The organism is Pseudoduganella sp. UC29_106 (genome assembly GCF_044055365.1).
GTDB lineage: Bacteria > Pseudomonadota > Gammaproteobacteria > Burkholderiales > Burkholderiaceae_D > Rugamonas.
The window spans coordinates 6,051,013-6,064,458 of sequence record NZ_CP171977.1 but is presented as its reverse complement, the minus strand read 5'-3'; the positions used below and the strand labels follow the sequence as shown (position 1 = coordinate 6,064,458).

The 13,446-nt window shown below is 62.3% G+C and carries 12 protein-coding genes and 4 pseudogenes; 9 read left to right on the top strand and 7 right to left on the bottom strand.

Annotation, left to right across the window (positions count from 1 at the left end):
* Positions 1-3: 3 nt before the first annotated feature.
* The 7 genes from prmA to ACHMW6_RS30185 all read right to left on the bottom strand — a co-directional run bounded on the left by prmA (position 4) and on the right by ACHMW6_RS30185 (position 4,651).
* Complete coding sequence (gene prmA / locus ACHMW6_RS30215; RefSeq protein ID WP_395402585.1) at positions 4-939, bottom strand: 50S ribosomal protein L11 methyltransferase; 936 nt, start codon at positions 937-939, stop codon at positions 4-6.
* Between the two features lie 2 nt (positions 940-941).
* Positions 942-2,300, bottom strand: coding sequence for an acetyl-CoA carboxylase biotin carboxylase subunit (accC, locus tag ACHMW6_RS30210; protein ID WP_395402583.1), 1,359 nt, complete (start codon positions 2,298-2,300; stop codon positions 942-944).
* 96 nt (positions 2,301-2,396) lie between these two features.
* Positions 2,397-2,873, bottom strand: a complete 477-nt coding sequence (gene accB / locus ACHMW6_RS30205) for an acetyl-CoA carboxylase biotin carboxyl carrier protein (RefSeq protein ID WP_395402581.1) — start codon at positions 2,871-2,873, stop codon at positions 2,397-2,399.
* A gap of 94 nt (positions 2,874-2,967) precedes the next feature.
* On the bottom strand, positions 2,968-3,405 hold the full coding sequence (gene aroQ / locus ACHMW6_RS30200; RefSeq protein WP_395402579.1) for a type II 3-dehydroquinate dehydratase: 438 nt from the start codon (positions 3,403-3,405) through the stop codon (positions 2,968-2,970).
* Between the two features lie 85 nt (positions 3,406-3,490).
* Positions 3,491-3,895, bottom strand: a complete 405-nt coding sequence (locus ACHMW6_RS30195) for a TlpA family protein disulfide reductase (RefSeq protein ID WP_395402577.1) — start codon at positions 3,893-3,895, stop codon at positions 3,491-3,493.
* A complete protein-coding gene (locus tag ACHMW6_RS30190; RefSeq protein WP_395402576.1) occupies positions 3,867-4,040 on the bottom strand; it encodes a hypothetical protein in 174 nt (57 codons plus the stop codon). Before ACHMW6_RS30190 ends, ACHMW6_RS30195 begins: the two co-directional genes overlap by 29 nt.
* Complete coding sequence (locus ACHMW6_RS30185; RefSeq protein WP_395402574.1) at positions 4,037-4,651, bottom strand: hypothetical protein; 615 nt, start codon at positions 4,649-4,651, stop codon at positions 4,037-4,039. The genes ACHMW6_RS30190 and ACHMW6_RS30185 overlap by 4 nt, the downstream gene beginning before the upstream one ends.
* Positions 4,652-4,804: 153 nt before the next feature.
* Here ACHMW6_RS30185 and mpl point away from each other — a divergent pair.
* From mpl to corA, 9 genes and pseudogenes are all read left to right on the top strand, one after another.
* Positions 4,805-6,181 (top strand): annotated as a pseudogene (mpl, locus tag ACHMW6_RS30180) (UDP-N-acetylmuramate:L-alanyl-gamma-D-glutamyl-meso-diaminopimelate ligase).
* A complete protein-coding gene (locus ACHMW6_RS30175; RefSeq protein ID WP_395402572.1) occupies positions 6,182-6,760 on the top strand; it encodes a YqiA/YcfP family alpha/beta fold hydrolase in 579 nt (192 codons plus the stop codon).
* The gene (locus tag ACHMW6_RS30170) at positions 6,757-7,419 is read left to right on the top strand and encodes a chorismate--pyruvate lyase family protein (protein ID WP_395402570.1); all 663 of its coding nucleotides are present in this window, start codon (positions 6,757-6,759) and stop codon (positions 7,417-7,419) included. Before ACHMW6_RS30175 ends, ACHMW6_RS30170 begins: the two co-directional genes overlap by 4 nt.
* 3 nt (positions 7,420-7,422) lie before the next feature.
* A pseudogene (locus tag ACHMW6_RS30165) lies at positions 7,423-9,431 on the top strand (ribonuclease catalytic domain-containing protein).
* A 102-nt stretch (positions 9,432-9,533) separates the two neighbouring features.
* Positions 9,534-10,415 (top strand): TonB family protein, encoded by an 882-nt coding sequence (locus ACHMW6_RS30160; RefSeq protein ID WP_395402568.1) that lies wholly within the window; start codon positions 9,534-9,536, stop codon positions 10,413-10,415.
* Positions 10,415-11,233: pseudogene (gene aroE, locus ACHMW6_RS30155) on the top strand (shikimate dehydrogenase). Before ACHMW6_RS30160 ends, aroE begins: the two are co-directional and overlap by 1 nt.
* A pseudogene (gene mtgA, locus ACHMW6_RS30150) lies at positions 11,230-11,939 on the top strand (monofunctional biosynthetic peptidoglycan transglycosylase). Before aroE ends, mtgA begins: the two co-directional pseudogenes overlap by 4 nt.
* Before the next feature lie 9 nt (positions 11,940-11,948).
* Entirely contained in the window at positions 11,949-12,299 is a 351-nt protein-coding gene (locus ACHMW6_RS30145) for a DUF4124 domain-containing protein (RefSeq protein ID WP_395402566.1), read from the top strand.
* Positions 12,300-12,404: 105 nt separating this feature from the next.
* Complete coding sequence (gene corA / locus ACHMW6_RS30140; protein WP_395402564.1) at positions 12,405-13,370, top strand: magnesium/cobalt transporter CorA; 966 nt, start codon at positions 12,405-12,407, stop codon at positions 13,368-13,370.
* Positions 13,371-13,446: the final 76 nt, after the last annotated feature.

Below are 13,446 nucleotides of genomic sequence, written 5' to 3'. Positions count from 1 at the left end.
ACCTTAACGTGGAGATGGAACGGTATCGCTGCCCAGGCGGCCGCACAGGCACACCCAGCCATCCTGCTCGGCCCACACGCCCAGCTTGATGAACGGCGCATAGGCCGCAGCCACTTCGTCCGCCTGGCGCGCCAGCACGCCGGACAGCACCAGCGCGCCGCCGTCGGCCACGCGGCCGGACAGCATCGGCGCCATCAGCTTCAGCGGCGAAGAGAGAATATTGGCGACCACGATGTCGAAGCGGGCCGTCGCAAACGGCGACTCGGCGAAATCGTCCGGCACGAAATACTGGATATCGGCCACGTTGTTGCGCACGGCGTTATCCTGCGCCGACTCGATCGCCTGCGGATCGATGTCCACGCCGGCCACCGGGAAAGACCCCAGCTTGCGCGCCACCATGGCCAGGATGCCCGAGCCGCAGCCGTAATCGAGCACGGTCTGGCCCGGCGCCGGATGCGCCTCCAGCCATTCCATGCACAGGCGGGTGGTCGGATGGGAACCGGTGCCGAACGCCAGGCCCGGGTCCAGTTCCAGCACCAGCGCCTTCGGATCGGGCACATCGTGCCAGCTCGGCACGACCCAGATGTTCTTGCCGATGTGAATCGGATCGAACTGCGACTGCGTCAGGCGCACCCAGTCTTCATCCTCCACCTTGCGGGTGGTGAAGCGGGGCACGTCCGCCAACTGGATCGCGGCAGCGGCAGCCGCCACAATCCCGGCCTGGTCGGCATCGACATCGGTCAGCGCCACGACGCGGCTGTGTTCCCATGCCGCTTCCTTCGGTTCCATGCCCGGCTCGCCGAACAGGGGTTTCTCGGCGTCGGTGCCTTCATCGGCATCCTCCACCGACACCGACAGCGCGCCCGCTTCCATCAGCGCGTCGGACAGGGCCTCGGCGTGGTCGCGTGCAACTTCGATGACGATTTCAGTCCAGCTCATTCTTACTTACCTACTTTAGACATTTCTGCCAGTCGTTGTTCCAGATAATGGATATTGGTGCCGCCTTCCATGAAGCGGGCATCGACCATCAGCTCGCGGTGCAGCGGGATATTGGTCGAGATGCCTTCCACCACCATTTCCGACAGCGCGATCTGCATGCGGCGGATCGCCTGCTCGCGCGTGGCGCCATAGGCGATCACCTTGCCGATCATCGAGTCGTAGTTGGGCGGCACGAAATAGCCTGCATACGAATGCGAGTCTACACGAATGCCAGGACCGCCCGGCGTATGCCAGGAAGTGATGCGGCCTGGCGACGGGGTGAACTTGAACGGGTCTTCGGCGTTGATGCGGCACTCGATCGCGTGGCCGGACAGCATCACGTCGCGCTGGCGGAAGCGCAGCTTCTCGCCGAAGGCGATGCGGATCTGTTCCTGGACGATGTCGATGCCGGTGATCATCTCGGTCACCGGGTGCTCAACCTGCACGCGGGTATTCATCTCGATGAAGTAGAACTCGCCGTTCTCGTACAGGAATTCGAAAGTACCGGCGCCGCGGTAGCTGATCTTGCGGCAGGCTTCGGCGCAGCGGTCGCCGATCTTCTCGATCAGCTTGCGCGGGATGCCTGGCGCCGGCGCTTCTTCAATCACCTTCTGGTGGCGGCGCTGCATCGAGCAGTCGCGCTCGCCCAGCCACACCGCCTGGCGGTGCTCGTCGGCCAGGATCTGGATTTCCACGTGACGCGGATTCTCCAGATACTTCTCCATATAGACTTCCGGATTGCCGAAAGCGGCGCCGGCTTCGGTCTTGGTCATGGTGACCGCGTTCAGCAGCGCTGCTTCGGTGTGCACCACGCGCATGCCGCGGCCACCGCCGCCGCCTGCCGCCTTGATGATGACCGGATAGCCGATCTTGCGGGCGATCTGCACGATGGCTTTCGGATCGTCCGGCAGGGCGCCGTCGGAGCCCGGCACGCAGGGCACGCCGGCCTTGATCATGGCCTGCTTGGCCGACACCTTGTCGCCCATCATGCGGATATTGTCGGGACGCGGGCCGATGAACACGAAGCCCGACTTTTCGACGCGCTCGGCGAAGTCGGCGTTCTCGGACAGGAAGCCGTAGCCCGGGTGGATCGCTTCAGCGTCCGTCACTTCGGCGGCGCTGATGATGGCCGGCATATTCAGGTAGGACTGGGCGGAAGGCGCAGGGCCGATGCAGACCGATTCATCGGCAAGCTTCACATACTTGGCGTCCTTGTCGGCCTCGGAGTGCACGACTACGGTCTTGATGCCCATTTCGCGGCACGCGCGCTGAATGCGCAGTGCGATTTCACCGCGATTGGCAATGAGGATTTTTTCAAACATGGCGGATTCTATGTTTGCGGGCGCCCGGTCCGGCTAGGCGCTCAATGAAGAAGAGGAGATGCTGGCCGCGGCGTCGGTGGCGGCCATAGCCCGGTATTAGCCGATGACGAACAGCGGCTGGCCGAATTCGACCGCTTGGCCGTTTTCAACCAGGATCTGGGTGATGGTGCCCGCTTTGTCCGAGTCAATCTCGTTCAGCAGCTTCATCGCTTCGATGATGCACAGGGTGTCGCCTTCCTTGACGGTGGCGCCCACTTCAACGAATGGAGGGTTGCCAGGAGCGGAAGCGCGGTAGAAGGTGCCGACCATCGGGGACTTGACCACGTGGCCAGTCGGTTCGGCAGCAGCTGCGACAGCTGGGGCGCCGGCGGGAGCGGCAGCCGGTGCGGCCATGGGGGCACCGGCAGGTGCATAGTGCACGGGCGCCTGCGGCTGCATCATGACCATCTGGTTGTGCGCCACGCCGCCGGACTTGACGATGCGTACCTTGCTCTCGCCTTCGGTAACTTCCAGTTCGGCGATGTCCGACTCTGCGACCAGGTCAATCAGCGTCTTCAGCTTGCGTAGATCCATATTGGGGCTCCCTGTCTATCTTGTTATCTTGGTTGTTCTTGTGCGATGCCGCCTCATGAGCCTCATCGCGCCAATTAAGCGCAGATCGCGTAGATTAACTGCTTTTTAGGGCAAAGTCGATGGCTAAGCGGTACCCCTCGATGCCGAGGCCGCAGATCGTACCCTGCGCGATTGCGCTCAGGAAAGAATGGTGGCGGAATTCCTCACGCCGGTAAATGTTCGAAATATGTACTTCTACAAACGGGATGGCGACCCCGGCCAAGGCATCGCGCAACGCGACGCTGGTATGGGTGTAGCCGCCCGGATTGATCACGATGAACTCCACGCCCTCGCCGCGCGCGGCGTGGATGCGGTCAATCAGCGCTCCTTCATGGTTACTTTGGAAAAAAGTCAGCTGGGCGCCCGCTGCTGCAGCTTGTGCTTGCGCCGCCTGTTCTACGTCCGCCAGGGTGGTGGCGCCATAGATTTCCGGCTCGCGCGTCCCCAACAAATTAAGGTTGGGGCCATTTAGAAGCAGCAGCTTTTTTGCCATGTGTCCCTGACCATTTTCCGCGAAAGTTCCGCATTTTGCCGCCAAGTACGGCCAATGGCAAGAGAAAACTATCTTGCAAAAAAGGCTATAGCGCGGCCAGATCGGAGCGAAGCTGATCGAATTTAAGTCGGCCCAGGTAAGTCTTCTTCACCTGGCCGTCAGCACCGATCAGCACGGTGAATGGCAGGCCGCCCTGGGTGTTGCCGAACTGGCGGGACAACTCCGTGCCGCTCAGGCCAGCCACGTAGACAGGGTAGGCAATATTGAATTTTTTAGCAAATTCGGCAATGTTGGATGGCGAATCGATACCGATGCCGATGATCTGCACCTTCTTGCCGTCGCCCGACTTTTGCAGGTCAGACAGTTCCGGCATTTCTTCCACGCAGGGACCGCACCAGGGCGCCCAGAAGTTAACCACAAGTGCCTTGCCTTGCCATTGCGACAATGCTTGCTGCACGCCTTTATCGTCCGGCAAGGTCTGGGAGAACATGGCTTTCACCGGGCCGGTCACGCCGGCCGGCGCGGTGGCGGTGATGGGGGCGGGCGCCTGTTTCTTTGTTGGTGCCGTACCAGGCGCCGGCGGCAGCAAACAGCACCGCGATCACGCCGTAGGCGAGAAGGTTTTTCTTGTTCATTGATGACTACTGTTAGTTAATAAAGTGCGCACTTCCGCGATATCGGCGCGCAGCAGCTTGTCGCCGGATTTCCGTTTCGCGCCGCGAATATCGTCTGTTTCATAAAGCTCAACATGCACGCCTTCCCGCTGCCACATGAAGCTGACCGTTTCCACGGGATCGAAGCGCGGGCCGCGGAAATGGGGCGATTCGGAAATCTCGATCTGCAGGTTCCTGTTCAGCAGAAAAATCTGCACTTCCTTCGCGCTGTCGGCAAACAGCTGCAGGTGAATATCGTTGTGCTCACCGGCCGTGCCGTTCAGTACGGCGCCGGTCAGGAAGGGATTGTACCGTTCCAGCATTTCCATCACCTGCAGCGCCAGAGTGCGCAGGCGGAACAGGCGGGCGGGCTGGGTGTCCGCATTGAACAAGGCGTGATAGAGGCGTACTTCGTCTTCGATCTGCGCGTTATCGGGCAACAAATTCTGCAAATCGGCCGCCTGCGCCTCGCCCAGGATCTGGCGCGCGGCCTTGCGCTTTGCGGTGCCATAATCGGCGCCGTCTTGCGCCACCAGCCTCGCCGCCGCAGCGGCGATCTCGGTGCGCAGTTCTTCGTTCGGGTTTTGCATCATGGGCGAATCATACCTCGAACCGGAAAAGCTGGCCCGCGGCACCTACTCGGTGTCTGCCACATCGTGGCAGACACCAGGGGTTGCACTGGGTGTTCGGGTTAAGCTTCGCCCTCAGGTAAAATCCCGCTCTTGATACTACAGAAGTGTTCCACCATGCATATTCACATCCTTGGCATCTGCGGCACCTTCATGGGCGGCCTGGCCGTGCTGGCGAAAGAAGCCGGGCACAAAGTTACCGGCTGCGACGCCAAATGTCTACCCGCCGATGAGCACCCAGCTCGAAGCCCAGGGCATTGAACTGATCCAGGGCTTTGGCCCGGAGCAGGTGGACATGAAGCCCGACCTTTACGTCATCGGCAACGTCGTTTCGCGCGGCAATCCCCTGATCGAAGAGATCATGAACCGCAATCTGCCGTTCATCTCCGGTCCGCAATGGATTGGCGACCATATATTGAAGGACAAATGGGTGCTGGCCGTGGCCGGAACCCACGGCAAGACCACCACTTCGGCCATGCTGGCCTGGATCCTGGAGCAGGCCGGCTATGCGCCAGGCTTCCTGATCGGCGGCATCCCGATGAACTTCGGCATCAGCGCCCGCCTTACCGGCCCCGGCGCCCAGTCCGAATTCTTCGTCATCGAGGCAGACGAATACGACACCGCCTTCTTTGACAAGCGCAGCAAATTCGTCCATTACCATGCCAAGACGGCCATCCTGAACAACCTGGAATACGACCACGCCGACATCTTTCCCGATATCGGCGCCATCGAAACCCAGTTCCACCACCTGGTGCGCACCGTGCCCGGCATCGGCCGCGTGGTCGCCAATGCCGATGAAGAGTCGCTGCAGCGCGTGCTGAAGCGCGGCTGCTGGAGCGAAAAAGAGTTGTTCGGCAGCGCGCCAGGCGCCGACTGGACGATGGGCGAGCATGCCGACGGCAGCTTCGACGTGATCTTCAAGGGCGCCAGGGCCGCCACCATCAACTGGCAGCTGACCGGTAAACATAACCGTTCCAACGCGCTGGCCGCGATCGCCGCCGCGCGCCACGTGGGCGTGCCGGTCGACGTGGCCGCGAAGGCGCTGGAAAGCTTCCAGAGCGTGAAGCGCCGCATGGAAGTGCGCGGCGTGGTGAATGGCGTGACCGTGTATGACGATTTCGCCCACCATCCGACCGCCATCGAAACCACCGTCGGCGGCCTGCGCCAGAAGCTGAACGCGGGCGGCAACCAGGCCCGCATCCTGGCCGTGCTGGAGCCGCGCTCCAACACGATGAAGCTGGGCACAATGAAGGATGCGCTGCCCGGCAGCCTGAAGACGCCGACCTGGTCTTCGGCTTTGGCAGCGAAAAGGCGCTGGGCTGGCGCCTGGGCGATGCGCTCAAGCCCATGGGCGACATCGCCTCCGCCTATGAAGATATCGACGTGATGGTGCAAGCGATTGTGGCGAAAGCGCAGCCGGGCGACCATATCGTCGTCATGAGCAACGGCGGCTTCGGCGGCGTGCACCAGAAACTGCTGGAGGCGCTGAAGTAAATGATCCTGTATCTGCATGGCTTCCGTTCCTCCCCACTGTCCATGAAGGCGCGTATGACGGGTGAACGGATGGCGCAGCTCGGCCGGGCTGGCGAATATGTCTGCCCCCAGCTGCCAGCGTCGCCCAGGCTGGCGATGGAACAGGCGATGGCGCTGGTGGCGGGCATCCCGCCCGCGGAGCTGTCCATCATCGGTTCCTCGCTGGGTGGTTATTACGCCACCTGGATGGCCGAACAGATCGGTTGCCGCGCGGTGCTGCTGAATCCCGCCATCGTGCCGCAGATCAGTCTCGACCAGCATGTGGGCGTGACTACCGAATACCACTCGGACAAGCCCTTCGAATTCAAGCGTGAATATATAGATGAACTGCACGCACTGGCCGTCCCGCAGATCACGCAGCCGGAGCGCTACTTCCTGATCGCCGCCACCGGCGACGAAGTGCTGGACTACCGCGACATGGTGGCTCACTATCCGGGTGCGCGGCAGACCGTGATCGAGGGTAGCGACCACGCCATCAGCGAATACGCAGACTATGTGGACGAGGTGCTGGCCTTCTGCGGCATAGGCGGTAAGAAGTGAAGGGCCAGTCGCTGCATCAGGCGAACTGGCATGGTCATGTGCTCGCCACCAATCCGCCGCACGCGCTGCGCCACTGGCTGACCGGCGAAGGTTCGCTGACCGCCAAGCTGAAAGAACACAGTTCGAGCTTCCGCGTGCAGGTGCTGCACCAGGAGCCGTCCATCTGCCTGGCCGACGAAGCCAATGCCATCGGCCAGCACCGGCCGGTGCGCGTGGTGGAGAGGGAGGTGCTGCTGCGGTGTGATAATACGCCTGTGGTGTTTGGCCACACGGTGGTGCCGATGTCCGCGGACGCTTCCGACTGGCCGCTGTTCAGCGCCCTCGGCGAACGCTCGCTCGGCAGTACGCTGTTCGGCGACCCGATGGTGAAACGCGGCGAGCTGGAATTTGCCCGCCTGCGCGCGACGCATCCGCTGGCCCGTCGCGTGCGCGCGGCGCTGGCGGCAAACGGCTGCGCCGTGCCGGACGACCACTTGCTGTATGCACGCCGCTGCCTTTACCGCCGCAACGAAGGCACGCTGCTCGTGACCGAGGTATTTTTGCCTACGGTCCTGGAATTAAAAATGGCGGGGTCTGACCCCGACAAAAAGGAATCACACAAAGCGGAGCTGGGCCCCGCTCCCACGGTGGGAGCCAATCTCCGCCTAGACCAGGAATAAGAGATGAATGTATTTTTTGAAGAATCCGGCGATTTCAAGGTCGGCACCGTATTGAGCCAGGCGGGCGAGGCCTACCAGGTGGAAATGGCCAGCGGCAAGCGCAACAAGGTCAAGGCCAAGGATATCCTGCTGCAATTCGACAAGCCGTCGCCGGCCGAACTGCTGGAGCAGGCCAAGGCCATCTCCGCCGACGTGGACCTGGACTTCCTGTGGGAAGTGGCCGGCGAAGAGGAATTCGGCTTCGCCGAGCTGGGCGCAGAATACTTTGGCCACGCGCCGCAGCCGGCCGAAGCGGCGGGCCTGATCCTGAGCCTGCACTCCTCGCCGATCTACTTTCACAAGAAGGGCCGCGGGCGCTACAAGAAAGCACCGGAGCAGACGCTGAAGGCGGCACTGGCGGGCATCGAAAAGAAAAAGCAGCAAGCCATCATCCAGCGCCAGTACGCGGACGAGCTGAAGGAAGGCAAGCTGCCGGCCCCGATGCAGAACATCGTGCAGCAGCTGCTGTTCAAGCCGGACAAGAACACCATTGAGTGGAAGGCCCTGGAAACGGCCTGCGACGAGCTGCATACCTCGCCGGCGCGCCTGATGCTGACCACCGGCGGCATCGCCACGCCGAAGGACTTGCACATGGCGAAGTTCCTGTTCGAGAACTTCCCGAAGGGCCACGCCTTCCCGGACCTGCCCGTGCCGCAGGCGCCGGCCGGGCTGCCGCTGGCCGCCGTGGAAGCCTTCTCCATCGACGACGTGACCACCACCGAGATCGACGATGCCTTCTCCGTCGTGCACATGGACGACGGCAAGGTCCGCATCGGCATCCACATTGCCGCGCCGGGCCTGGGCATCAAGCCGGAAGACGCCATCGACAAGCTGGCGCGCGGCCGCATGTCCACCGTCTACATGCCGGGCGATAAGATCACCATGCTGCCGGATTCCATCGTCGATGCCTTCACGCTGGCCGAGGGCAGACCTGCCCGGCGCTGTCGCTGTACGCCGTGCTGGACCCGAGCGACTGGTCCGTGATCTCGACCGAAACGAAGGCCGAGCTGGTGCCGATCGCCAACAACCTGCGCCACAACGACCTGGATGAAGTGGTCAACGAAGAATCGCTGGCCGCCGGCACGGGCGAGTACCCGCGCAAGGCGGAACTGACCCTGCTGTGGGGCTGGGCCCAGCACCTGGAAAAAGGCCGCATGGCCAAGCGCGAAGCCTTCGGCCTGAAGCCGGAGCAGAACAACCGCGTCGACTTCAACTTCTATGTGGAAGACGATGTGGTCACTATCAGCCGCCGCAAGCGCGGTGCGCCGCTGGACAAGATCGTGGCCGAACTGATGATCTTCGCCAACAGCACCTGGGGCAAGATGATGCACGACCACGGCGTGCCGGGCATCTACCGCAGCCAGACCCCGGGCGCCGGCGGCTGGAACGCCAAGCTGCAGGTGCGCATGGTCACCCACGCCGCGCCGCACCAGGGCCTGGGCGTGGACCAGTATGCGTGGTCCACCTCGCCGCTGCGCCGCTATACCGACCTGGTGAACCAGTGGCAGATCCTGGCCTGCGCCCAGAACGGCGTGACCGCGCCGCTGGTGGCCCCGTTCAAACAGAAGGACGCCAACCTGTTCGCCATCGTCTCCGCCTTCGACGCGGCCTACGGCGCCTACGCCGACCACCAGGCCAATATGGAGCGCTACTGGTGCTTGCGCTGGCTGGGCCAGAACGATGCCAGGGAAGTGGAAGCCGTGGTGCTGAAGGATGAAGTGCTGCGCCTGACCGAGATCCCGCTGGTGCTGCGCCTGCCGGGCATGCCGCCCGTCGCCCGCGGCTCGCATGTGAAACTGGATGTGCTGCGCTGGGATGAAGTCGACCTTTCGATCGAGACGCGCCTGCAGGAAGGGTCGATTGCGCTGCCGGCGGGGCCGGTGGAGGAGCCGGAGGAAGAGGAAGAGCCTGCGGCAGCCGAGCAGGCGGAACTGGCCAGCGAGACGGTTGTTACCGAGCCGGGGCCGCAATAAGAACCCACGGCAAAAGCTGGTGTCTGCCACGATGTGGCAGACACCAGGGGTTGCCTTTGGTTTAGAATGCAGACTCCTTGTCGCACCAACCCTCGTCCCTGCGTGAAGTTTTTACAAGAAAACCGCTTTCTGGCATTTGCCACTGGTATCTCGGTCGTCGTGCATGCGCTGGCGCTGACGGTGCATTTCGTCGCGCCGAAGAACTTCAAGATCGAGCCCACTGATCCTGGCCTGGAAGTCATCCTGGTCAACGCCAAGCACGACGTCAAGCCCCTGAAAGCCGAGGCGCTGGCCCAAGCCAACCTGGAAGGCGGCGGCAATGCCGATGCCGGCCGCGCCGAATCCCCGCTGCCCGACCTGCGCAAGATGGAATCGGGCGACAGCGTCAAAGCCAGCCGCCGCCGTATCGAAGAGCTGGAGCAGCTGCAGAAAAACCTGCTGACCCAGATCAGGAAGACGCCGCTGTCCGCGCCGCCGGTCACGGAAAAGGAAAGACCCGAGCCCAATCCCACCGGCGCCGACCTGATCGAATCTAGCAAGGCCATCGCCCGCATGTCTGCCGAAATCACGCAGACCATCGACGACCAGAACAAGCGCCCCAAGAAAACCTTCATTACGCCGAGCACGCGCGAAGTGGGTTATGCGGAGTATTACAAGACCCTGCAGCGCCGCGTGGAAGAAATCGGCACGCTGAATTTCCCGCAAAAGAACGGCCGCAAGCTGTATGGCGAACTGGTAGTCTATATCCCCATTTTCCAGGACGGCACCATCTATATGAAGGATGGCGGCGCCCGCGTCGAACGCAGTTCCGGCAATCCGGCGCTGGACGAAGCCGCGCTGGCCATCGTGCGCCGCGCCGCGCCCTTCGGCAAATTCCCGCCGAATATGCTGTCGCATGACAAGGACGACCTGTGGGTCATCATCACCCGCTTCAAATTCACCCGCGAAGAAAAGATGGAAGCCAACCTGAGTGGAGTCCAGTAATGGACAAGTACTGCGTCTTCGGCAACCCGATTGCCCACAGCAAGTCGCCCCGAGATCCACGCCGCCTATGCCGCGCAAACCGGCCAGCAACTGGCTTACGAGAAGCGCCTCGCGCCGGTGGACGGTTTTGCCGATGCCGTGCACGCCTTCATGGCGGAAGGCGGCAAGGGCGCCAACGTCACCGTGCCCTTCAAGCTGGAAGCCCACAAGCTGGCCAACGCGCTGACGGTGCGCGCCCAGGCGGCAGGCGCCGTCAATACCCTGATCTTCAGCGAAGAAGGCATCATCGGCGACAACACCGACGGCACCGGCCTGGTAACGGACATCGTCTACAACGCGCAAACGCCGATTGCCGGCAAGCGCGTGCTGCTGCTGGGCGCCGGCGGCGCCGCACGCGGCGTGGTGCTGCCGATCCTGGAACACCGCCCGGCTGCGCTGGTGATCGCCAACCGCACCGTGGCCACGGCCGAAGCGCTGGTGCAGCAATTCTCCGCGCTGGCAGGGAGGGCGTACTGTCCGCCTGCGGCTTTGCCGAAATTGAAGGTGGCTTCGACATCGTCATCAACGCCACGTCGGCCAGCTTGAGCGCCGACCTGCCGCCCGTCCCGCCATCCGCCTTCAATCCCGGCGCGCTGGCGCTGGACATGATGTATGGCAAAGAGCCCACCGTCTTCATGCAATTCGCCGCGTCCCACGGCGCGCAGACGCGCGACGGCCTGGGCATGCTGGTCGAGCAGGCCGCCGAAGCCTTCCAGGCCTGGCGCGGCGTGCGCCCCGCTACGGCCGATGTGCTGTCCGCCCTGCGTGCCAGATTATGAGCAAGGCGAGTGGCAAGGGACGCTTCGCCTGGGTGAAGTGGATCTTCATCGTCCCCATCGTCATCATCCTGGCCGTGCAGCTGTACTTCCTGGTGCAGATCTGGTGGTGGCGCGACCACAATCCTTCCATGACAGCCTTCATGCGCGCCCAGCAATCGGCCCTGCGCGAGAAGAACCCGAAAGCGAACATCCAGCAGCAGTGGGTGAGCTATAAGCAGATCTCGCCCAACCTGAAGCGCGCCATCATCGCCTCGGAAGACGCCAATTTCGCCGAGCATGAAGGCGTGGACTGGGAAGCGCTGCAAAAGGCTTACGAGAAAACGAGAAAAAGCACAAGGTCACGCACGGCGGCTCGACCATCACCCAGCAGCTGGCCAAGAATCTCTTCCTGTCCGGTTCGCGCAGCTACTGGCGCAAGGGCCAGGAACTGGTCATTACTTATATGCTGGAAGCGCTGATGGACAAGGAGCGCATCTTCGAGATTTACCTGAACGTGGTCGAATTCGGCAAAGGCATCTTCGGCGCCGAAGCGGCGGCCAGGCATTATTACGGCATCCCCGCCGCGCGCCTGAATTCACAGCAGGCGGCGAAGCTGGCCGTGATGCTGCCCAACCCGCGCTATTACGACGCCCACCGCAATACCAACTACCTGAGCCGGCGCACGGACATCATCATGCGCCGCATGAATTCCGCCGACCTTCCTTAAGGAGCTTGCATGCTGTACCGTCAATCCGGTCTGAGTCTGATTGCTGTCGCCATCGGCATGGCCGCACTGGCGGCCGCCGCCATGTTTGGGCTGTACGCGATGCGCCATGAAGGCAAGCTGCCGGCCATGCCAGCCGCCGTGCAGGCGACGATCGCGGCGCCGGCCCCGGCTTCGTCCGAACCGCTGCGCAAGTGCACGATCAATGGCAAGACCGTGATTTCCAACAGCGACTGCAAGGACAGCGGCCAGGTCATCAGGATCCACGACAGCAAGGGCATCGAATCGCCCAAGGCGCCGTCCCCGGCTGAAGCCACGCCGGAGGACATGCGCGCGAAAATGATCGAAAAGGCAACTCATTAGTAAAATAATGACCGCGCGGGGTGGTCGGCGCGGGGGCTTCCGAGTACACTTGCGAAGTTTCGAAAATCGCCCTCCCTCTATGCGCCTGAATCGCTGAGATTGCCTATGATCAATGTTTTCGTCTTACAGAACGGCCGGCTGAACCAGGTCCCCATCGATAGCCGCGAAGACCTGGAGCAGGTCCATCCGGTTTGGGTGGATCTGACCGACCCGACTGAAGACGAACGCAATTGGGTCAAGACCATCTACGGTGTGATCCTGCCGGGCGAAGACGAAGTCAAGGATATCGAGGCTTCCGCCCGTTACTACGAAGCGGAAAACGGCGACCTGCATCTGCGCACCGACTTCCTGCTGGAAGAGGATGACGGCCCTTCGCGCGTGGTCACCGTGGCTTTCATCCTGGCCAAGAAAATGCTGTTCTCCGTCCACACGGACGACCTGCCGGTGTTCCGCCTGGTGCGCATGCGCGCCCGCTCGCGTCCCGGTTCGATTGCCGATTACATGGATGTGCTGCTCGACCTGTACGCCACCGATGCCGAGTACTCGGCGGATGCGCTGGAGGGCATCTACCAGCAGCTCGAGGTCGTCTCCGGCCGTGTGCTGCAGGAACAGTTCACCGACAAGGACGCGGCCGATGCCTTGAGCGCCATCGCCCACGAGGAAGACTTGAACGGCCGTATCCGCCGCAACATGATGGATACCCGCCGCGCGGTGTCCTTCCTGATGCGCGGCCGCCTGCTCAATTCCGAGCAGTTCGAGGAAGCGCGCCAAATCCTGCGCGACATCGAATCGCTGGACGGCCACACTTCCTTCCTGTTCGATAAGATCAACTTCCTGATGGATGCCACCGTCGGCTTCATCAACATTAACCAGAATAAGATCATCAAGATCTTCTCAGTGGCGTCCGTCGCCTTCCTGCCGCCGACCTTGATCGCCTCGGTCTACGGCATGAACTTCGACTTCCTGCCTGAGCTGAAATGGGCCTACGGCTACCCGTGGGCCTGGGGCCTGATGATCACCAGCGCGATCGCCCCCTTCCTGTATTTCCGTCACCGCGGGTGGTTGAAATAAGTAACTAAAAGTAGGCCACAGTTCATTTTCGCTGCTTGACAAGAAAGTCACTGCGTAACATGCTTTCCTTTCGGAA